Below are 19,015 nucleotides of genomic sequence, written 5' to 3'. Positions count from 1 at the left end.
CGAGCGGCCGCGCGGCCGAACGTCGAAAGCGCGGGAGCGCGCCGGCCCAGGTGGGGATCCCGGTTGCTAGTGAGTATTCACTAACTATACTCCCGCCGTCGCCGCACGACGGGAGGGGTTCGATGCCGGAGCGCAAGACCGCCGACGCACGCCGCCGCGAGATCGCCGACGCCGCGCTGCGCGTCATCGCCGAGCAGGGGCTCGGGCGCTTCACCGCGCGCGCCATCGCCCACGAGGTGGGCGTGTCGGACGCCGCCCTCTTCAGGCACTTCGAGACGAAGGAGGAGATCGTCCTCGCCGTCGTCGACCGGGTGGAGGAGATCCTCTTCGCCGGGTTCCCGCCCGCCGGCCGGGACCCGCTCGAGCGGCTCGGGCGCTTCTTCCGCCAGCGGGTCGCCGTCATCGAGGAGAACCCCGGCGTCGCGCGCCTCGTCGCCTCCGACGCGCTGGCGCAGGCCGCGCCGCCCGAAGGCGTGGCGCGGGTGGCGGAGCTGCGCCGCCGCTCGGTGCGCTTCGTGCGCGCCTGCCTGGAGGAGGCGTCGCGCGCGGGCCTGCTGGCCGCAGGCCTCGAGCAGGAGGAGGCGGCGGTGCTCGTCCTCGGCGCCATCCTGGCGCTGACGCAGGGGGGGCAGCTCGGCGCCCGGGCCGGCCGCTCCGCCGCGCTCGCCGAGCGCACCTGGCGCGCCCTGGACCGCCTGCTGCGCGGCCCCGCTTCCGTCGAACCCGTGAAGTCGTGAACCCGTGAACCTCGAACAAGGAGCCGACATGACCCGTCGCCTGGCCTTCGCCCTCGCCGCCGTCCTCGCCACCCCCGCCCTCGCCCGCGCCCACTGCGACACCCTCGACGGACCGGTGGTGATCACCGCCCGCACCGCCCTCGAGACCGGCAAGCTCGCCCCGGTCCTGGCCTGGGTCCGCGCCCAGGACGAGGCGGAGCTCCGCGCCGCCTTCCAGAAGGCGCAGGCCGCGCGCAAGGCCGGCCCCGCCGCCCGCGAGGTGGCCGACACCTGGTTCTTCGAGACCGTGGTCCGCGTCCACCGCGCCGGGGAGGGCGCGCCATTCACCGGGCTGCACCCGGCCGGTCGCGACCTCGGGCCGGCGATCCCGGCCGCCGACCAGGCGCTCCGCACCGGCGACCTCGCGCCCGTCGAGAAGCTCCTCGCCGGCGAGCTGCACGAGGGGCTGCAGCACCGCTTCGCGCGGGTCCGCAGCCAGAAGGCGCCGGGCGAGGACGTCGCCGCCGGGCGCGCCTGGGTCGCGGCGTACGTCCCCTTCGTCCACTATGTCGAGGGGGTGCACGCGGCGGCCACCGCTGCCGGGGCGGAGCACGGCGAGGGTGGCGAGGGCGAGGTGGCGGAGACCGGGGGGCACCACCACCCGTAGCGCGGCCGCTGGAGGAACGATGCCGGGTCCCATCGCGCAGCTCCTGGGCGAGGTCCACGCGCGGCTCGACGCGCTCCTCGCCCAGGCGGTCGCGGGGCCGGACCTCGACCGCGCGGCGTTCGCCGCCTTCCGGGAGGGGCTCCTCCGCCACATCGCGGTGGAGGAGAAGGTGCTCTTCCCGGCGCTGCGGGCGGCGCGGGGCGGCGAGGAGCTCCCGTACGCGCGCCGGCTGCGGGTGGACCACGGCGCGATCGCGGCGCTCCTCGTCCCGACGCCGACCCCCGGGATCGCGCGCGAGCTGCGCACCCTGCTCGACCCCCACAACGAGCTCGAGGAGGGCGAGGGGGGGCTCTACGCCACCTGCGACGCCCTCCTCGCCGGCGAGGCGGAGGCGCTCCTCGAGCGGATGCGGGCCTACCCGCCGGTCCGGGTCGCCGCGCACCGCGACGGGCCGCGGGTGTGCCGCACCGCGGAGGAGGCGCTCCGCGTCTCCTCGCTGCAGGCCGAGCGCCGCCGCTGAGCGGGCCGTCGCTTCGGCGTGGTCCCGCCGCCGCCGGCGCGTTACCCTCCGGGCGTGCTCCGCACCGCCCGCGCCCTGCCGACCCTGCTCCGCGTCGGCCTCGCCGAGGCGGTGGCCTACCGCGCCGAGTTCGTGGTGTGGCTGCTCTCCACCAACATGCCGCTCGTCATGCTGGCGCTCTGGACGGCGGTGGCGCGCGACGCGCCGGTGGGCCGGTTCGGGCAGAAGGACTTCGTCGCCTACTTCCTCGCGGCGCTGGTGGTGCGCCTCATGACCGGCGCCTGGGTCATCTGGGAGCTCAACTTCGAGATCCGGCAGGGCACGCTCGCCTTCCGCCTGCTCCGCCCGCTCCACCCGCTCGTCGCCTACGCCTGCGAGAACGTCGCCGCCATGCCGCTCCGGCTCGCGCTCTCGCTCCCCATCGCGCTCGTCCTCCTCTTCACGGTGGGCGGCACGCGCGTGACCCACGACCCGCTCCTGCTCGCCATCTTCCCGCTCACGGTGGTGGGCGCCTGGCTCATCACCTTCCTCGCCATGGCGGTCGTGGGCGCGCTCGCCTTCTACGTCGACTCCGCCGGCTCGGTGTTCGAGCTGTGGATGGGCCTGTTCGGCGTCTTCTCCGGCTACCTCGTGCCGCTCGAGCTCTTCCCGCCCTGGGTCACCGCGCTGGCCCGGTTCCTCCCGTTCCGCTACATGCTGGCGTTCCCGGTGGAGCTGCTCATCGGGATGCAGGGCCGCGCCCGGGCGCTCGGCGAGCTCGCCGTGCAGTGGGGGTTCGTGGGGCTCCTCCTCCTCGCTGCGCTCGGGGCCTGGCGCCTCGGGCTGCGCCGCTTCGCCGCCTTCGGAGGCTAGGCCCCGGTGCGCCGCTACCTCCACCTGCTCGCGGTCCAGCTCCGCGCCTCAACCGCGCTGTCGCTCCAGTACCGCGTCGAGTTCGTGGGGCAGGGCGCGCTGGCGCTCTTCTGGTCCGGCTGGTCCCTCGTCCCGCTCCTGGTCGTCTACGGGCACCGCCCGGCGGTGGCGGGCTGGAGCTTCGAGCAGGCGCTGGTGGTCATGGGCTGGTTCACGGTGATGAAGGGGGTGCTGGAGGGCGCGGTGAACCCGTCGCTCACCAGCGTGGTCGAGCACATCCGGAAGGGCACGCTCGACTTCATCCTGCTCAAGCCGGCCGATGCGCAGTTCCTGGTCTCCACGGCGAAGTTCGAGCCGTGGCGGGTGGTCGACCTCGCCGCCGGGGCCGCCCTGTTCGCGGTCGCGTTCCACCGCATGGGCCGCTGGCCGGAGCCCGGGCACGTGCTCGCCGCCGCGCTCCTGCTCGCCTGCGCCGCCGCCACCCTCTACTCGCTCTGGATCCTGGTGGTCTCGGCCGCCTTCTTCGTGGTGAAGGTGGACAACCTCTCCTTCCTCTTCGCCTCGGTCTTCGACGCCGCCCGCTGGCCCATCACCGTCTTCCGCGGCGTCTGGCGCCTGGTCTTCACCTTCCTCGTGCCGCTCGCGCTCATGACCACCTACCCGGCGCTGGCGCTGCTCGGCCGGCTCGACCTCGGCACCGCGCTCGCGGCCGTCTGCGGCGCCGTGCTCTTCGGCGCCTTCGCGCGCCTCGTGTGGCTCCGGTCCATCGGCCACTACACCTCCGCCTCGTCCTAGCGCCGCATGCTCCGGGTCACCTTCCTCGGCACCTCCGCCGCCCAGCCCACCGCCAGCCGCGGCCTGTCGGCCACCGCCGTGCGCCACGCCGGCGAGCTCCTGCTCTTCGACTGCGGCGAGGGCACCCAGCGGCAGATGATCCGGTACGCCACCGGGTTCGACGTGGCCGCCATCTTCTTCACCCACTTCCACGCCGACCACTACCTCGGCGCCATCGGCTTCCTGCGCACGCTCTCCATGCTCGGCCGCACCGCGCCCCTCCACCTCTACGGCCCGCGGCCGGCGGAGCGGCTCCTCCAGGTGATGCTCTTCACCGGGACCGACGTCCTCGCCTTCCCCATCGAGATCCACGAGATCGCCGCCGGCGCGGTGGTGCGCCGGCCGGGGGCCGAGATCCACGCCTTCGCCACCCAGCACCGCACCCCGTCGCTCGGCTACGCGCTGCGCGAGGACGCGCGCCCGGGCCGGTTCCACCCCGACCGCGCGCTCGCGCTGGGCGTGCCGCCCGGCCCGCTCTTCGGGCGGCTGCAGCGGGGCGAGGCGGTCGCCGCCGGCGGCCGCACCGTCCGCCCGGAGGAGGTCCTGGACGCGCCCCGCCGCGGGCGAGCGCTCGTCATCACCGGCGACACCCGGCCCGCCGCCGCCACCGCCGAGGCGGCCCGCGGCGCCGACCTGCTCGTGCATGACGCCACCTTCGGCGACGAGGAGCAGGGCCGGGCCGAGGAGACGTGGCACTCGACCGCGCGCGAGGCGGCGCGGGTGGCGCGCGACGCGCGCGCCGGCCGGCTCGTGCTCACGCACCTCTCCACCCGCTACGACCAGGATCCCTCGCCGCTCGTGCGCCAGGCGCGCGAGGAGTGGCCCGCCGTCGACGTCGCGCACGACGGGCTCGTGCTGGAGCTGCCGCTGCCGGACTGAGGGCGGCGCCGCCTGACCCCTCCCGGCGACCCGGGGTCCGGTCGGCCCCATGTGCGCGAAGGCGGAATCCCGCCGGATCGGGATCCGCGGGCTGGCACCCCCGTTGCGACCTCGCCGGCGAGAGGTCTCTCGCGTGCGCTTGCCTTCGAGGGTCGAGGTCGGTCACGGGCACGCGCTCGGCGGACACGCTCGCGCCGCGGGCGCCGAGGCGGCGCGCGCCGCGCTGGCCGGGCTGGAGCAGCCGCCCTCGCTCGTCCTGGTCTTCGCCTCCGCGTACGGCGATCCGGCCGCGGCGCTGGCCGGGGTGCGCGAGGTCACCGGCGAGGCGCCGCTCGTCGGCCTCTCCACCGAGCGCGAGATCGACGGCGCAGACCTGGTCGGCGCGGTGGCGGTGGCGGCCCTCGCCACCGACGCCCTGACGGTGCGCCTCGGGGTCGTGCCGCGCGGCGGGCGCGCGCTGGAGCCGGCGCTCGACGAGGCGCTCGGCGCGGCCGGCGGCGCCCCGTACCTGGGCGGCCCGGGGCCGTGGCTCGAGGCGACCCGCGCCGGGCGCGCCGTCTTCGCCTTCCTCCTCGCGTCGGGCGAGGGCAGCGGCGGCGCGGGCCGGCTGGCCGAGCAGCTCACCCGCCGCTCCGGCGGGCGGCTCCCGGTGTTCGCCTTCGCCTCCGCGAGCGCGCCCGCGGCGCCGGGCGTGGTGCTCGCCGGCGACCGCGTGCTCGACGACGGGGTGGCCTTCGCGCTGGTGGAGACCACGCTGGAGGTCGGCTTCGCCGCGGCGGCCGACGGGCAGGCGCTGCACGACGCGGTGCTGCGCGGGCGGGTCACCGATCCGGTGCTCGCGCTGACCGCCGTCCGGGGCGCGCCGCGCCCCCGGGCCGCGCCCGACGAGGTGGCGACCATGGCGGCGGCGCTGGGCGGCGTCCCGCTGGTCGGCTTCCGCGCGCCCGCCGGCGCGCCGGGCGTCACGACGCTGGTGCTCGGCCGCGACCTCTCGCGCGAGGCGCAGGTGGCGGAGCAGAACGCGCTGCTGCTCGAGCGCGCCCGGCGCGGCGAGGCGCAGGTCCGCGCGCTGCTCGACAGCATCCCGGACCTCGCCTGGATGAAGGACGTCGAGGGGCGCCTGGCGGCCGTGAACCAGCCCTTCGCCGCCTTCGTGGGCAGGCCGCGCGAGGAGCTCCTGGGCCAGCGCGGGGTCGAGGTCCTGCCGCCGGCGCTGGCCGCGGCGGGCGGCGGCGGCGCGCGGAGCGAGGGAGCGTCCACGCGCGAGGAGCTCCGCGTCGCGGACGCGGCTGGGCGGCCGGTGTGGCTCGAGGCGCTGCAGGCCCCGGTGCGCGACGAGCAGGGGCGGGTGACCGGCACCGCCGGCGTGGCGCGCGACGTGACCTGGCGGCGCGAGCTGGAGGAGCTGCGCCACGCCGCCAACGACGAGCTGGAGCGCCTGGTGCGGCGGCGGACGAGCGAGCTGGCGGAGAGCGAGGAGCGCTACCGCATGCTGGTGCGCGGGACGCCCAACTCGGCCGTCTTCCTCGTCGACGCCGAGCTGCGCTGCACGCTCGCGGAGGGCACGCTGGTCGAGCGGATCGCGCCGGCGGGCGGGGTGGTGGGCCGGCGGCTCGACGCGTCCCCGGAGCACGCGGGCGGGCCCATCGAGGCGGCGCTCCGCCGCGCGCTGGCGGGCGAGACGGTCGAGCTGGAGGCGGTGGTGGGGAAGCTGCTCGTCCTCCTCCACGCGGCGCCGTTCCGGAGCAAGGGCGGCGGGAGCACCGCCGCCATGCTGGTGGCCACCGACGTGAGCGAGCGCCGCCGCCTGGAGGAGCAGGTGCGGCAGGCGCAGAAGATGGAGGCCATCGGGCGCCTCGCCGGCGGCATCGCGCACGACTTCAACAACATCCTCACGGTGATCCTCGGCTCGGCCCGCGACCTGTACCGGAGCGCCGGCGGGGCCGAGGCGCGCGAGCTGGCGCAGGAGGTGCTCGACGCGGGCGACCGCGCCGCCGCGCTCACCCGGCAGCTGCTCGCCTTCAGCCGGCAGCAGGCGCTGCGCCCGCGCGAGCTCGACGTGAACGAGGTGGTGCGCGACCTCGAGAAGATGGTGCGGCGGCTGATCGGGGAGCACATCGCGGTCACGAGCGCGCTCGCGCCCGGCCGCGCGGCGGTGCGCGCCGACCCGGGCCAGCTCGAGCAGGTGATCCTCAACCTGGTGGTGAACGCCCGCGACGCCATGCCCGGGGGCGGGCGGCTCACCCTCTCCACCGCCCTGGTGGACGGCGCGCCCGGCGACGCGCAGCGCCCGCCCACGCCCGGGCCGCACGTGCTCCTGACCGTCCGCGACACCGGCCGCGGGATGTCGGCCGAGGTGCTGGAGCACCTCTTCGAGCCCTTCTTCACCACCAAGGAGCGGGGCAAGGGCACCGGCCTCGGCCTCGCCACCGTGTACGGGGTGGTGCAGCAGAGCGGCGGTGCGGTGGCGGTGCGCAGCGCGCCGGACGCCGGCACCACCTTCGAGATCTACCTGCCGCGCCTGCCCGAGGACGAGGACCGCGCGGCGGACGACGAGGGGGCGGCGAGCTCCGGCGAGCGCCGGCCGCGCGGGCACGAGACGGTCCTGCTGGTGGAGGACGACCTCGCCGTCCGCACGCTCATGCGGCGCATCCTGGAGGGAGCCGGCTACCGGGTGGTGGAGGCGCGGCAGCCGGCGGAGGCGCTCGTCGGGGCGCGGGCGCAGGCGCCCGACCTCCTCCTCACCGACGTGGTGATGCCGGGCATGGGCGGCCCGGAGCTGGCGGCCGAGCTGCTCGCCATCCAGCCCGCGCTGCGGGTGCTCTACGTCTCCGGCTACACCGAGAACGAGGCGCTGCGCAGCGGCGCGCTGCCGGAGGGCCAGGCCTTCCTGCAGAAGCCGTTCACCGGCGACGAACTCGCCCGCGCGGTGCGCGAGACGCTCGACGTCCCGCTCGCGGCCGCGGCCGCGCGCTGCTAGAACCCTGCGGTGCAGACCGCCACCGACGACCTCGCCCGGCTCGCGCCGCGGCTGCTCGCCGCCTGGCGCGCGCTCCGGGGCGGCCCGCCGCGGCGCGGGCCGCGGCCGCCGCCGGACCGCCTCGCCCCCGAGGAGCTGACCGAGGTCGCGCGCGGCGTGGAGCGGCTCTCGACCGGCCTCACCCGCGACCGGGCGCTGGCGGGCGCCCGCTACCTCGACGACCCGCGGCTGCTCGGCGCGTACCTGCTCTTCTACTGGCCGACCTCCTACCTGCAGGCGCGCGGTGTCTTCAGCGAGCTGCCGCGCGCGCCGGGGGCGGTGCTCGACCTCGGGAGCGGTCCCGCCCCGGTGGCGCTGGCGGCGCTGCACGCCGGCGCCGCCGCGGCGATCGCCGCCGACCGCTCGCCGCGGGCGCTCGCCGCGGCCCGCGCGCTCGCGGCCGAGCTGCGCCTCCCGCTCACCACGCACCCCTGGGACCCGACCCGGCCCGGCGCCCTGGCGCAGGCGGCGGGTGGCAAGACGTTCGACGCCGTCACCTTCGGCCACGTCCTCAACGAGCTCTTCTCCGGCGAGGGCGCGGCCGAGCGGCGCGCGGCGCTGCTCGAGGAGGCGGCGGCGCTGCTCCGGCCGGGCGGGTCGCTGGTGGTGATCGAGCCGGCGCTGCGCGACACCTCGCGAGCGCTGCTCGAGGTGCGCGACCTGCTCGTCGCGCGCGGCTTCGCGGTGCGCGCGCCCTGCCTGTTCCGGGGGCCGTGCCCGGCGCGCCTGCGCGAGAGCGACTGGTGCCACGCCGAGCGGCCCATCGAGCCGCCGCCGATGGTGGCGGAGCTGGCGCGCGCCGCCGGGCTGCGCCGCGAGGCGGTGAAGATGAGCTACCTCGTGCTCGCTCCGCGCGGCGAGCCCTGGCGCGCGCCGCCCGCCGGGCGCGTCTTCCGCGTCGTCTCGGAGCCGCTGCCGTCGAAGGGGCGGCTCCGGTACATGGCGTGCGGCCCGGAGGGCCGGCTCGGGCTGGCGCTGCAGGAGAAGCACGTCACCGACGCGAACCGGGCGTTCGAGGGGCTCCTGCGCGGGGACGTGGTGGAGCTGTCGGAGGTGGAGCCGCGGGGCGACGGGCTCAGGCTCGGGCCCGAGACGCGGGTGACGGTGGTGGCGAAGGCGGGGGAGCCGCTCCCGGGCGTTTGAGAGCGGGGGCGGTACCCCTAGCCCAGCCTGGCTCGCGCGATGAGGATGAGGTGGACGGCGGTGAGCGCGAGCAGGAGCGCGCCGCGCAGGGCGTCGCCGAGCGGCGGGCGGCTCCGGCGGCCCACCGCGAGCGACACCACCGCCGTCGCGTAGGCGAGCGCCAGCGCGAAGGCGGCGATGAGCGCGTAGGCGAGCAGCTGCGACGCCGCCGCGGCGGCGCGGTGCAGGCCGGCCGCGAGCGCCAGGTCGACCAGCGCGAACGCGAGCAGGCCCGCCCAGAAGAGCCCGCGGCCGGCGCGCGGCGGGGCCTCGGACGCCGGCTCCGGCGGCTCCGGCGGCTCCGGCGGCGCGGGCGGCCCGGGCGGGGGCTGGGGGCGCGGGCCGCTCACCGCGCCGCCTCGCCCGCGGCCCGGCCGCTCCGGAACAGCTCGCTCATGACCTCCTCCAGCGGCGGGTCCTCGACGGTCAGATCGGTCACCGGCAAGGCCGCCAGGATCCGCCCCACCGCCGCCGAGACCTCGGCCGCGTGCACCTGGATGACCGCCTGGGCCGCGTCGGCCGAGACCACCGCGCCGAAGCGCGACAGCTCGGCCGCCGGCACCGGGTGCTCGAGCCGCACCACGATCCGCTTGTCGGGCCGCACCGCCCGCTGCAGCTCTCGCAGGTCGCCGTCGTGGATGATGCGCCCCTTGTCGATGACGATGACGCGCGGGCAGAGCGCCGCCACGTCGTCCATGTCGTGGCTGGTGAGGAGCACGGTGGCGCCGAACCGCTCGTTGTAGGCCTTCACGAACCCGCGCACCGTCGCCTGCATCGACACGTCGAGCCCGATGGTCGGCTCGTCGAGGAAGAGCACCTGCGGCCGGTGCAGCAGCGCCGCCGCGAGCTCGCACTTCATCCGCTCGCCCAGCGAGAGCTGGCGCGTGGGCTTCCCGACCAGGTCCTGGAGCTCGAGCAGCCGGGTGAGCTCCGCCACCGTCTCCTCGAACTGCGCCGGCGGGACGTCGTAGATGGCGCGGTTGAGCGCGAAGGTCTCGGCCGGGGGCAGGTCCCACAGGAGCTGCTGCTTCTGCCCCATGACCAGGGTGACCCGCTTCAGGAACTCGGCCTCGCGCCGGCGCGGGACGTGGCCGGCCACCCGCACCTCACCGCTCGTGGGGTGGAGCAGGCCGGAGAGCATCTTGAGGGTGGTGGTCTTGCCGGCGCCGTTCGGGCCGAGGAAGCCCACCCGCTCGCCCGGCGCGACGTGGAAGTCGATGCCGTCCACCGCCTTCACCGTCTCGTAGGAGCGGTGCAGGAGCGAGCGCAGGGCCGCACCGAGCCCGGGCTGGCGGCGGTGGACGCGGTAGTGCTTGGCGAGGCGGCGGACGTCGATCACGCGAGCCACGGGTCATAACACGGGCGGGCGCCCCGCGCGTGCCCTCACGCCGGGCCGCGGCGCCGGTTACCATGCGCGGATGGCCCCTCGCGCGCGACCCGTCACCAAGCGTGGAGTTCCCCGCAAGCGCAAGGGCGTGAAGCTCGAGCCGACCGGGCTCACCGCGCCGGAGCTGCGCCTCGCCGACCCGCCGCCCGAGGTGGCGGAGCTGGCCCGGCAGATCGAGGAGGACGGCGGGGCGGTGCTGGCGCTCTACCGGGAGCCGCTCGGCGGGAACGCCCTCGTCTTCGCCGCCCTGCCGCTCGAGAAGGTGGAGCGCACCGCCTTCCAGCGGGACGTCTCCGACGCCCACGTCCGCAAGCTCACCGTGGCCATGGACAAGACGCGCCGCTACCTCGACCCCATCATCGCGGTGCGCGAGGACGGCCGTTACCTGTCGCCGAACGGCGGCCACCGGCTCACCGCCCTCAAGGAGCTGGGCGCCAAGGCGGTGCTGGCGCTGGTCGTGCCCGAGCGGCGCGTCGCCTACCAGATCCTCGCCCTCAACATCGAGAAGGCGCACAACCTCCGCGAGAAGGCGCTCGAGGTGGTGCGGATGTACCGCGACCTGGCGCGGCTCGACGGGACGGTGAAGGAGGCCGACCTCGCGCTCGAGCTGGAGGAGCCGGCGCTCGCCACGCTCGGGTTCGCGTACGAGCAGCGCGGCCGCCTCTCCGGGGGCGCCTACCAGCCGGTGCTGAAGCGGGTGGACGCCTTCCTCCCCGAGCCGCTCGCCGCGTCCCTGGCCGAGCGCGAGCGGCGCGCCGGGGTGGTGCTGGCCTTCGACGACGCGGTCGGGGAGGCGGTGGCGAGGCTGAAGGAGCGCGGCTTCGACTCGCCCTACCTCAAGGCGTTCGTGGTGGCGCGGGTGAACCCGCTGCGGTTCATGAAGGGCGAGCCCCCCGGCTTCGACGCGCTCTTCGAGCAGATGACGAAGAAGGCGCGCGGCCTCGACCCGGGCAAGGTGAAGAGCGAGGACCTGGCGCGGTCGGGCGGGGCGCCCGAGGAGTCCTAGGCGCGCTTCGCCGCCTTTGCGTCCACCCGCTGCAGCACCAGCCGGCGCTCGAGCTCCGTGCCCACCAGGGCCAGCGCCGCCTCGCCCATCGCCAGCTCGCAGGCGCCGAACAGCTCGCGCTCCTCCCAGCGGACGTGCCGCTCGAGGAGCTCGGCGAAGGCGCTCAGCGCGTGCCGCGCGTCCTGGGGCCCCCCCTGCTGCGCCGCCTCGAGCAGCCGGGCCAGCTCGCGATGCTCGACCGCCAGCCGCTTCACGTCCACCTCGGGCAGGTGCTCGCCGAGCAGCTCCTCCTCCGCCCGCCCGTGGGCCCGCAGCACCGCCGCGTCGAAGCGCTTCGCCAGGCTCACCAGCCCCGCCAGATCCTTCGGCGCGCCGGCGCTCTCGGCGTGGCCGGCCAGCCCGTTCTTGAGCTGGAAGGCGACGAGGAGCGCCTGGTGATGCTCGCTCGAGAGGGGCTTCAGCTGCCGGCTGCGCTTCTGGGCCATCGACCCATCGTCCCGCAAGAACCCCCCACCCGCAAGCGGCCGCCCGGACGAGGGTTGACGCTCTGCGTTGCGCCCTTTAGATGAACTGAACCGCTCTTTGATTCCAGAATCAACGGAGACCGACCATGCCCAGCAACGGTACCCCCAGCCCCGGCCGCCGCGCGGCGATCGTGGCCGGCCTTCGCACCCCCTTCGTGAAGTCGGGCGGTGACTTCCGCGACCTCTCCGCGGTCGAGCTCGGCGCGGCGGTGGTGAACGAGCTCGTCGCGCGGACGGGCCTCGACCCGAAGGAGTACGACGCCGTCGTCTTCGGGCAGGTCATCCCGTCGCCGCTCGTCTCGCTCATCGCGCGCGAGGTGGTGCTCCGCACCCAGCTGCCGAAGTCGGTCGAGGCGCACACCGTCGCGCGGGCCTGCGCCACCTCCATCCAGGCCGCCACCGACGCCGCCGACCAGATCCAGCTCGGCCACGCCGACGTGGTGCTGGCGGGCGGCGCCGAGTCGCTCTCCGACGCGCCCATCTTCGCCTCCGGCCCGCTGGCGCGCGCCATCGTGGACGCCTCGCGCGCGAAGAACGTGGTCGACAAGGCGAAGGCGTTCGGGAAGCTCGGGGCGAGGGACCTCGCCCCGGTGCCGCCGGCGCTCAAGGAGCCCACCACCGGGCTCACCATGGGCGAGAGCGCCGAGAAGATGGCGCAGGTGAACGGCATCAGCCGCAAGGCGCAGGACGAGCTCGCCTACCAGAGCCACCGCCGCGCCGCCGGCGCCTGGGCGGCCGGCCGCTTCGACGGCGAGGTGATGCACGTGGCGGTGCCGCCGCGCTACCAGCGGGTCTCGGCCAAGGACAACATCGTCCGCGAGGACACGAACCTCGAGGCGCTGGCGCAGCTGAAGCCCGTCTTCGACCGCCGGTACGGCACCATCACCGCCGGCAACTCCTCGCCGCTCACCGACGGGGCGGCGGCGCTGGTGATCGTCTCCGAGGAGAAGGCGAAGGCGCTCGGCCTCGCCCCGCTCGGCTACGTGCGCAGCTACGCCTACGCCGCGCTCGACCCGGGCGATCAGCTCCTGCAAGGGCCGGCCTACGCGGCCCCCAAGGCGCTCGACCGCGCCGGGCTCCGGCTCGCCGAGATGGACCTCGTCGACATGCACGAGGCCTTCGCGGCCCAGGTGCTCTCGAACCTGCAGGCCTTCGCCTCGAAGAAGTGGGCGGAGGAGAAGCTCGGGCGCGCCGAGCCGCTCGGGGAGGTGGACCCGGAGAAGCTCAACGTGAACGGCGGGTCGATCGCGCTCGGCCACCCGTTCGCGGCCACCGGCGCGCGCATGATCCTGCAGACGCTGCGCGAGCTCCAGCGCCGCAAGGGCGCCCACGCGCTCCTCACCGTCTGCGCCGCCGGCGGCATCGGCGCCGCGCTGGTCCTCGACGGCCCCGAAGTCGCCGCCTAGCCACCGCTCACGAGGGAGAACAGCATGATGCCCGCCGAGAAGATCGTCCGGAGCTTCCGCGTCGAGGTGGAGGGCGGGGTCGCGCTCTGCCTGCTCGACGTCCAGGGCGAGCCGGTCAACACGCTCTCGCCCCAGGTCGGCGCCGAGCTGGAGGACCTGCTCGCCGCGCTGGCCAAGGACCCCGCCGTCGAGGGGGTGGTGATCGCCAGCGGCAAGAAGGAGGGGTTCATCGCCGGCGCCAAGATCGACGTCATCCGGTCGGCGCGCAGCGCGGCCGAGGCCGAGGCGCTCTCGCGCTCGGGGCAGCGGCAGTTCGACGCGCTGGAGCGCTTCCCGAAGCCGGTGGTGGCGGCCATCCACGGCGCCTGCCTCGGCGGCGGGCTCGAGCTCGCGCTCGCCTGCCGCTGGCGCGTCGTCTCGGACGACCGGAAGACGCAGCTCGGCCTGCCGGAGGTGCAGCTCGGCCTCATCCCCGGCGCGGGCGGCACGCAGCGGCTGCCGCGGCTCGTCGGCATCGCCGCCGCCCTCGACCTCATCCTCACCGGCAAGGGCCTCAAGGCGAGGAAGGCGCAGAAGCTCGGCCTCGCCGACGAGGTGGTCCCGGCGCCCATCCTCCTCGAGGTGGCGCGGCGCCGGGCGCGGGAGCTCGCCACCGGCCAGCTCCGCCGGCCGCAGCCGGGCGGCGTGAAGCAGCTCCAGCGGGGCGGGCTGGGCGCGCTGCAGAAGCTCGCGCTCGAGGACAACCCGCTCGGCCGCGAGCTGCTCTTTCGCGAGGCGCGGCGGAAGGTGCTGAAGAAGAGCGGCGGCCACTACCCCGCGCTCGAGAAGGCGCTCGAGGCGGTGAAGCACGGCCTCGACAAGGGGATGGAGGCCGGGCTCGAGCGCGAGGCGAAGCTGTTCGGGGAGCTGGCCGTCTCCGAGGTCTCGAAGCGGCTGGTCGACATCTTCTTCGCCACCACCGCGCTCAAGAAGGACACCGGGGTAGACGACCCGGCGGTGAAGGCGCGGCGGGTCGAGACGGTGGGCGTGCTGGGCGGCGGGCTCATGGGCTCGGGCATCGCCTTCGTCACCGTCGGCGCGGGGCTCGCGGTGCGCGTCCGCGAGAAGGACGACGCGGCGGCGGCGCGCGCGCTCGCCAGCGTGCGGGGGCTCCTCGACGAGAAGGTGAAGCGCAGGTCGATGACGCCCATCGAGCGCGGCGCCACGATGCGGCTCCTCACCGCGTCGACCGGCTGGGCCGGCTTCGAGCGGGTGGACCTCGTCATCGAGGCGGTCTTCGAGGACCTGGCGCTGAAGCAGGAGATGGTGCGCGCCTTCGAGCAGGTGAACCCGCGCGGCATCTTCGCCTCGAACACCTCCTCCATCCCCATCGCCAAGATCGCGGAGGCCTCGACGCGGCCCGAGCGCGTGCTCGGCATGCACTACTTCTCGCCGGTGCAGAAGATGCCGCTCCTCGAGGTGATCGTGACGCCCCTGACGGCGCCCGACGTCACCGCCACCGCCGTCGCGGTGGGCAAGAAGCAGGGCAAGACGGTCATCGTCGTGAACGACGGCCCCGGCTTCTACACGAGCCGCATCCTCACCCCGTACATGAACGAGGCGGCCGAGATCCTGATCGAGGGCGCCTCGGTGGAGGACCTCGACGGCGCGCTCACCGCCTTCGGGATGCCGGTCGGGCCCATCACCCTCCTCGACGAGGTGGGCGTCGACGTCGGCGCCAAGGTGGCGAAGATCCTCCACGCCGCCTTCGGCGACCGCATGACGCCGCCCGCGGCGCTGGAGAAGCTCACCGCCGACGGCCGGCTGGGGCGGAAGTCGAAGAAGGGCTTCTACACCTACGGCGGCAAGAAGAAGGAGGTCGACGTCACCGTCTACGACCTCCTCCCGGGCGGCCGGCAGCGCAAGCGCGTCTCCCGCGACGAGATCGCCGAGCGGGTCACGCTCCAGCTGGTGAACGAGGCGATCCGCTGCCTGGGCGAGGGCATCCTGCGCAGCGCCCGCGACGGCGACGTCGGCGCCATCTTCGGGCTCGGCTTCCCTCCCTTCCTGGGGGGACCTTTCCGGTACGCGGACGCGGTCGGGCCGAAGACCCTCCTCGAGCGGCTGGAGCGGTGGCACGACAAGTTCGGCGACCGCTTCGAGCCGGCGCCGCTGCTCGTGGAGGTCGCGCGCGACGGGCGGCGCTTCTATCCGGACGCGCGGCCTGTGTGAAAACGCTCCGCCCCGCGTGAAAAGCCCCAATCGAGTCGCGCTCCACGCGTCGGCCCGAGCGCGGCTTCATTCACGCAAAGTCATGCGACAAAGTGCGCTTTCCCCGGCGGCGAGCGACCTTGCGGGACCGCTGCGGCACAGGCGCACAGCGCACGTTCTGCGGCAAAGCGCCGCAGCGCGCACCGGGTGCGCGTGGCCTGGTCGTCGCAAGAGCATCCCCCCGCTCGTCCGGGAGCGTCGCTGCGAGTCTCCGCTCTGAGGGGGGTAGGAAGACGGCCGATCCCCGGCGCGAGCAATTGATGAGGTGAGGGGGAGGGGGATCGGGGCCTGCTGGGACGCCAGCAGGCCCTTTTTTTTGACCTGCGTCAGACCCCTGAAATGGGATGGGGCAAAAGGCGCAGTCGAGGTCACCCCGGGTGCGCCAGGACCCCCACGGCCACACGTGCGCCAGGGGATCACCTGTCGCCTGGGTAACCTACAACTGCCCGGATCTACGGCTGGTCGGCGGGCCCGGGGGCGAGCCCGAGGCGGCTTTCGCATCCCCCCGCGGTCGCGTCTGAAATATTGACCCATCCCTGGCGAGGGCGCGTAAGCTACCCGCGCGTGACGGGGGAACGCTTCCCCTGCCGCGTGAAGAGCTGGCGCGCGCTGTCACGAGCCGATCAACTGGCGCGGCTCTGGCACAGGCCCACCCGGCTGGGACAGCAGTACTGAAACGGTTGTCCATCCGCACACAAGCGGGAGACCTACGGAAATGAACGTACTCCAGAAGAGAGCTCTGACGCTGCTCGCCGCGATCGCGGTCGCGGGCGCGGGCTGCAAGGGCGACACGGGCCCCGCCGGTACTCCGGGCCAGGGAAGCAACACCACCGTCAACCTCCCGCTCACCACCAGCGGGCTCGTGGTCGCGGTGAAGGGCGTGACCGTCAACGCCGACCAGTCGGTCTCGGTGAACTTCACGACGAAGGACGATCAGGGCAACCCGGTCGACCTCGCCGGGAAGTACTCCACCAACGCCCCCTTCAATCCCCGGTTCTCGCTGTCCAAGGTGAACGTGGCGGCCGACGGCTCGCTGCCGCCGTACGGCGTCCTCACCAGGACCGGGAGCGTCGCGTACGCGCCGGGCACCACCCCTCCTGACGTCAGCGCGGCCACGCTGAACCCGACCGCCATCGCCGCCAACGCCGCCGCCCCCGCGACCACGGGCGTCCTCGCCGAGAACGGCTCGGGCGCCGGTGACTACACCTACACCTTCCCGGCCGGCCCCTTCGCCGACGCCGACGGCACCGGCAGCAACGCCGGCAAGACCGTGCGGACCTTCGCGAGCGCGGTGAAGGTCGATCCGAAGGCCACCGACACCTACGTGGTCTGGATCGAGGCCGCCCGCCAGACGAACACCACCAACACCACCGACGCGGCCGGGTTCAAGGCCGTCAACGTCGAGTACGACTTCGTCCCGGGCAACCCCTCGGCCACGCCGCTCAAGCGCCAGGTCGCCTCGACGGCGGCCTGCAGCAAGTGCCACAACGCGTTCAAGCCCGAGAGCCTGACGACGAACGCCTTCCACAACGGCACGCGGGTCGAGGCCGCGTACTGCGACGTCTGCCACGCCATCGACCGGAAGAGCACCGCCACGGTGAGCGACGGCACGACGCCGGCCGCCTTCTCGGGCATCTTCGTCCACCGCATCCACGCGTCGAAGGAGCTGCTCCTCAAGATCACCACCGGGACGCAGACGACCGGCTACCAGGGCGCCACCGCCTGCACGACGAAGGCCCCCTGCACCTGCACGGTCGCCGCCCCCTGCCTCCCGAACTCGTTCCACGGCATCTCCGACGTGACCTACCCGCAGGACCTCCGGAACTGCGACGCGTGCCACAAGGACGCGGCCCAGGGCGCGCAGGCCAAGACCACCGCCAGCCGCGCGGTCTGCGGCTCCTGCCACGACTACGTGGTGTTCGATCCGGCGAAGGTGGCCGGCCTCCCCGCGTGCGTCGACACGGCCGGCAACGAGGCGGTGGACGCCAATGGCAACTGGCTGCAGTGCGCCCACGCCGCCGGCGCCAACACCGACGACACCTCCTGCAAGGGCTGCCACGTCGCGGGCGGCGCTGGCTTCATCGGTGACTTCCACGTCGCGGTCGTCCCGCCGGATAGCGGCAGCACCTACAACTTCCCGGTGACCACGGGGACGTCCACGACGGGCGCCGACTTCTTCGGCAACGCCTGCTCCGCGGCGGCTCCCTGCACCTGCACGGTCGCGGCGCCCTGCTTCAACTCCGGCAACAACAACACCAATGCGGGCTTCCTGCCTGCTGCCGGCGCGGTCCCGGCCGGTTCCATCCAGGTCACCTACGTCGTGAAGAGCGTGTCCGCGTTCAAGGACACGTCCGTGACCCCGAACGTCCTCCGCCCGCAGATCGTCTTCAAGTTCCAGCAGTCGCTCAACGGCGCGGCCCCGTCCGACGTCGTCTTCAATACCTTCGGCGCCAAGACGGAGCTCATGGACAACTTCGTCGGCTCGCCCAGCGTGTACTTCGCGTACGGCGTGCCGCAGGACGGGATCACCGCCCCGGCCGACTTCAACGCGTCCCAGAGCGCCTACATCAAGGCCGTCTGGAATGGGAACGCCGCGGGCGCCAGCTCCGGCACGATGACGGGTCCTGACTCGAGCGGCTTCTACACGATCACGCTGGGCGTCGGGCCGAAGAGCGTGGACACCACCACGACCTCGCTCAAGACCGGAACGCAGAATGGCGTGGCCTGCACCTCGGCCGCTCCGTGCAACTGCACGACGGCGGCCTGCCAGGTGGGCGCGGTCATCCCGGATAAGGCGGTGATGCTCACGGGTGGCGTTGGCTATACGTACGGCCTGCAGACCACCCAGCCGCTCACCCAGACCAACCTCGCGTCGTACAGCTACAACTCGGCCACCAAGATCGGCGGCCTCGTCAACGTGGCCCCCGACGTCTGGAGGACGGGCGTCGACGCCTCCGGCAAGGCTTACGCTCCCCGCCGCGCCGTCGTCGACAACGCCAAGTGCAAGAACTGCCACGTGCAGCTCGGGGCGGCGCCGACGTTCCACGCTGGTCAGCGCAACGACGGCCCGACCTGCTCCTTCTGCCACAACGTCAACCAGGTCAACTCCGGGTGGGCGGGCAACGCGAAGGATTTCATTCACGCGCTGCACGCTGGTCTGGACGCCTCCACCAAGCTGCCGGACGGCACGCCCGTCGCGGGCGGCAGCGGCATCCGCACGGTTCCGTTCGGCTGGCACGCGGTCAGCGCCACCGAGGGGTACTGGGACATCACCTTCCCCGGCCAGCACAACTACTGTGATGCCTGCCACGCCACGCCGGCGGACGGGACGCACACGTACGACTTCAGCGCCGCGGCGTCCGCTGCTGCGCTCCCGAACCTGCTCTCGAGCACGGCTGCCACCGGCACGACCGCCGCGCCGACGTTCTCGAGCTCGCCGTACATCGCGCAGACGGCCGGCACGGTCTACGGGTCGGGCTTCTCCATCGACAAGGCCAACAGCATCATCACGAACGCTGCGGCGACGACGCTCGTGACCTCGCCCATCACCGCCGCCTGCGTGGCCTGCCACGACAGCCCGGCTGCGAAGGGCCACATGGTCGGCAACGGCGGTCTGTTCTACTCGCCGCGCTCGGTGCTGACGCAGCAGGTGGCTACGGGCGTCGGCGAGTCCTGCCTCCTCTGCCATGGGGCCGGCAAGATCGCCGCCATCGCCGACGTGCACCGGTAGTCCGAAAGCACCGGGGAGGACCTGACGTCCCGGTGTAAACTGC

At 74.3% G+C, this 19,015-nt stretch carries 15 protein-coding genes; 12 read left to right on the top strand and 3 right to left on the bottom strand.

Annotated elements, in window-relative coordinates:
• Positions 1-122: 122 nt before the first annotated feature.
• The 8 genes from HWY08_RS16175 (at position 123) to HWY08_RS16140 (ending at position 8,630) form a co-directional block, all read left to right on the top strand.
• On the top strand, positions 123-737 hold the full coding sequence (locus HWY08_RS16175; protein ID WP_176067083.1) for a TetR/AcrR family transcriptional regulator: 615 nt from the start codon (positions 123-125) through the stop codon (positions 735-737).
• Positions 738-765: 28 nt separating this feature from the next.
• Positions 766-1,383 (top strand): DUF6448 family protein, encoded by a 618-nt coding sequence (locus HWY08_RS16170; RefSeq protein ID WP_176067081.1) that lies wholly within the window; start codon positions 766-768, stop codon positions 1,381-1,383.
• 19 nt (positions 1,384-1,402) lie between these two features.
• Positions 1,403-1,903: a hemerythrin domain-containing protein gene (locus tag HWY08_RS16165; RefSeq protein WP_176067079.1), complete on the top strand. Its 501-nt coding sequence runs from the start codon at positions 1,403-1,405 to the stop codon at positions 1,901-1,903.
• A gap of 54 nt (positions 1,904-1,957) precedes the next feature.
• Positions 1,958-2,755 (top strand): ABC transporter permease, encoded by a 798-nt coding sequence (locus HWY08_RS16160; RefSeq protein WP_176067077.1) that lies wholly within the window; start codon positions 1,958-1,960, stop codon positions 2,753-2,755.
• 6 nt (positions 2,756-2,761) lie between these two features.
• Positions 2,762-3,550, top strand: a complete 789-nt coding sequence (locus tag HWY08_RS16155; RefSeq protein ID WP_176067075.1) for an ABC transporter permease — start codon at positions 2,762-2,764, stop codon at positions 3,548-3,550.
• 6 nt (positions 3,551-3,556) lie between these two features.
• The gene (gene rnz, locus HWY08_RS16150) at positions 3,557-4,468 is read left to right on the top strand and encodes a ribonuclease Z (protein WP_176067073.1); all 912 of its coding nucleotides are present in this window, start codon (positions 3,557-3,559) and stop codon (positions 4,466-4,468) included.
• Between the two features lie 139 nt (positions 4,469-4,607).
• Positions 4,608-7,448, top strand: a complete 2,841-nt coding sequence (locus tag HWY08_RS16145) for an ATP-binding protein (protein ID WP_176067071.1) — start codon at positions 4,608-4,610, stop codon at positions 7,446-7,448.
• Between the two features lie 9 nt (positions 7,449-7,457).
• A complete protein-coding gene (locus HWY08_RS16140) occupies positions 7,458-8,630 on the top strand; it encodes a small ribosomal subunit Rsm22 family protein (RefSeq protein WP_176067069.1) in 1,173 nt (390 codons plus the stop codon).
• Positions 8,631-8,647: 17 nt separating this feature from the next.
• Here HWY08_RS16140 and HWY08_RS16135 read toward each other — a convergent pair whose 3' ends face one another.
• The gene (locus HWY08_RS16135; protein ID WP_176067067.1) at positions 8,648-9,019 is read right to left on the bottom strand and encodes a hypothetical protein; all 372 of its coding nucleotides are present in this window, start codon (positions 9,017-9,019) and stop codon (positions 8,648-8,650) included.
• Positions 9,016-10,008 carry an ABC transporter ATP-binding protein gene (locus HWY08_RS16130; RefSeq protein WP_176067065.1) on the bottom strand — a complete coding sequence of 331 codons (993 nt, stop codon included), beginning with the start codon at positions 10,006-10,008 and terminating at the stop codon, positions 9,016-9,018. The genes HWY08_RS16135 and HWY08_RS16130 overlap by 4 nt, the downstream gene beginning before the upstream one ends.
• A 79-nt stretch (positions 10,009-10,087) precedes the next feature.
• Here HWY08_RS16130 and HWY08_RS16125 point away from each other — a divergent pair, with 79 nt between their 5' ends.
• Positions 10,088-11,062 (top strand): ParB N-terminal domain-containing protein, encoded by a 975-nt coding sequence (locus HWY08_RS16125; RefSeq protein WP_176067063.1) that lies wholly within the window; start codon positions 10,088-10,090, stop codon positions 11,060-11,062.
• Here the strand turns inward: HWY08_RS16125 and HWY08_RS16120 are convergent.
• Positions 11,059-11,547: a hemerythrin domain-containing protein gene (locus HWY08_RS16120; RefSeq protein ID WP_176067061.1), complete on the bottom strand. Its 489-nt coding sequence runs from the start codon at positions 11,545-11,547 to the stop codon at positions 11,059-11,061. The two genes, HWY08_RS16125 and HWY08_RS16120, sit on opposite strands and share 4 nt — an antisense overlap.
• A gap of 125 nt (positions 11,548-11,672) precedes the next feature.
• Here HWY08_RS16120 and fadI point away from each other — a divergent pair, with 125 nt between their 5' ends.
• The 3 genes from fadI to HWY08_RS16105 all read left to right on the top strand — a co-directional run bounded on the left by fadI (position 11,673) and on the right by HWY08_RS16105 (position 18,972).
• Complete coding sequence (gene fadI, locus HWY08_RS16115; RefSeq protein ID WP_176067059.1) at positions 11,673-12,992, top strand: acetyl-CoA C-acyltransferase FadI; 1,320 nt, start codon at positions 11,673-11,675, stop codon at positions 12,990-12,992.
• Between the two features lie 24 nt (positions 12,993-13,016).
• Positions 13,017-15,203, top strand: coding sequence for a fatty acid oxidation complex subunit alpha FadJ (fadJ, locus tag HWY08_RS16110; protein WP_176067057.1), 2,187 nt, complete (start codon positions 13,017-13,019; stop codon positions 15,201-15,203).
• 754 nt (positions 15,204-15,957) lie between these two features.
• Positions 15,958-18,972 carry an OmcA/MtrC family decaheme c-type cytochrome gene (locus HWY08_RS16105; RefSeq protein ID WP_176067055.1) on the top strand — a complete coding sequence of 1,005 codons (3,015 nt, stop codon included), beginning with the start codon at positions 15,958-15,960 and terminating at the stop codon, positions 18,970-18,972.
• Positions 18,973-19,015 lie beyond the last annotated feature (43 nt).

This window comes from Anaeromyxobacter diazotrophicus, assembly GCF_013340205.1.
In the GTDB taxonomy this organism is placed as follows: Bacteria; Myxococcota; Myxococcia; order Myxococcales; family Anaeromyxobacteraceae; genus Anaeromyxobacter_A; species Anaeromyxobacter_A diazotrophicus.
The sequence above is the reverse complement of the archived record's forward strand: the minus strand, read 5'-3'. Positions and strand labels throughout refer to the sequence as shown.

What these genes read in the sequence shown, in the direction of transcription:
- HWY08_RS16120 (WP_176067061.1), bottom strand. Translation starts at nt 11,547, where the DNA reads ATGGCCCAGAAGCGCAGCCGGCAGCTGAAGCCCCTCTCGAGCGAGCAT.
- rnz (WP_176067073.1), top strand. Translation starts at nt 3,557, where the DNA reads ATGCTCCGGGTCACCTTCCTCGGCACCTCCGCCGCCCAGCCCACCGCC.
- fadI (WP_176067059.1), top strand. Translation starts at nt 11,673, where the DNA reads ATGCCCAGCAACGGTACCCCCAGCCCCGGCCGCCGCGCGGCGATCGTG.
- HWY08_RS16165 (WP_176067079.1), top strand. Translation starts at nt 1,403, where the DNA reads ATGCCGGGTCCCATCGCGCAGCTCCTGGGCGAGGTCCACGCGCGGCTC.
- HWY08_RS16170 (WP_176067081.1), top strand. Translation starts at nt 766, where the DNA reads ATGACCCGTCGCCTGGCCTTCGCCCTCGCCGCCGTCCTCGCCACCCCC.
- HWY08_RS16125 (WP_176067063.1), top strand. Translation starts at nt 10,088, where the DNA reads ATGGCCCCTCGCGCGCGACCCGTCACCAAGCGTGGAGTTCCCCGCAAG.
- fadJ (WP_176067057.1), top strand. Translation starts at nt 13,017, where the DNA reads ATGATGCCCGCCGAGAAGATCGTCCGGAGCTTCCGCGTCGAGGTGGAG.
- HWY08_RS16175 (WP_176067083.1), top strand. Translation starts at nt 123, where the DNA reads ATGCCGGAGCGCAAGACCGCCGACGCACGCCGCCGCGAGATCGCCGAC.
- HWY08_RS16105 (WP_176067055.1), top strand. Translation starts at nt 15,958, where the DNA reads ATGAACGTACTCCAGAAGAGAGCTCTGACGCTGCTCGCCGCGATCGCG.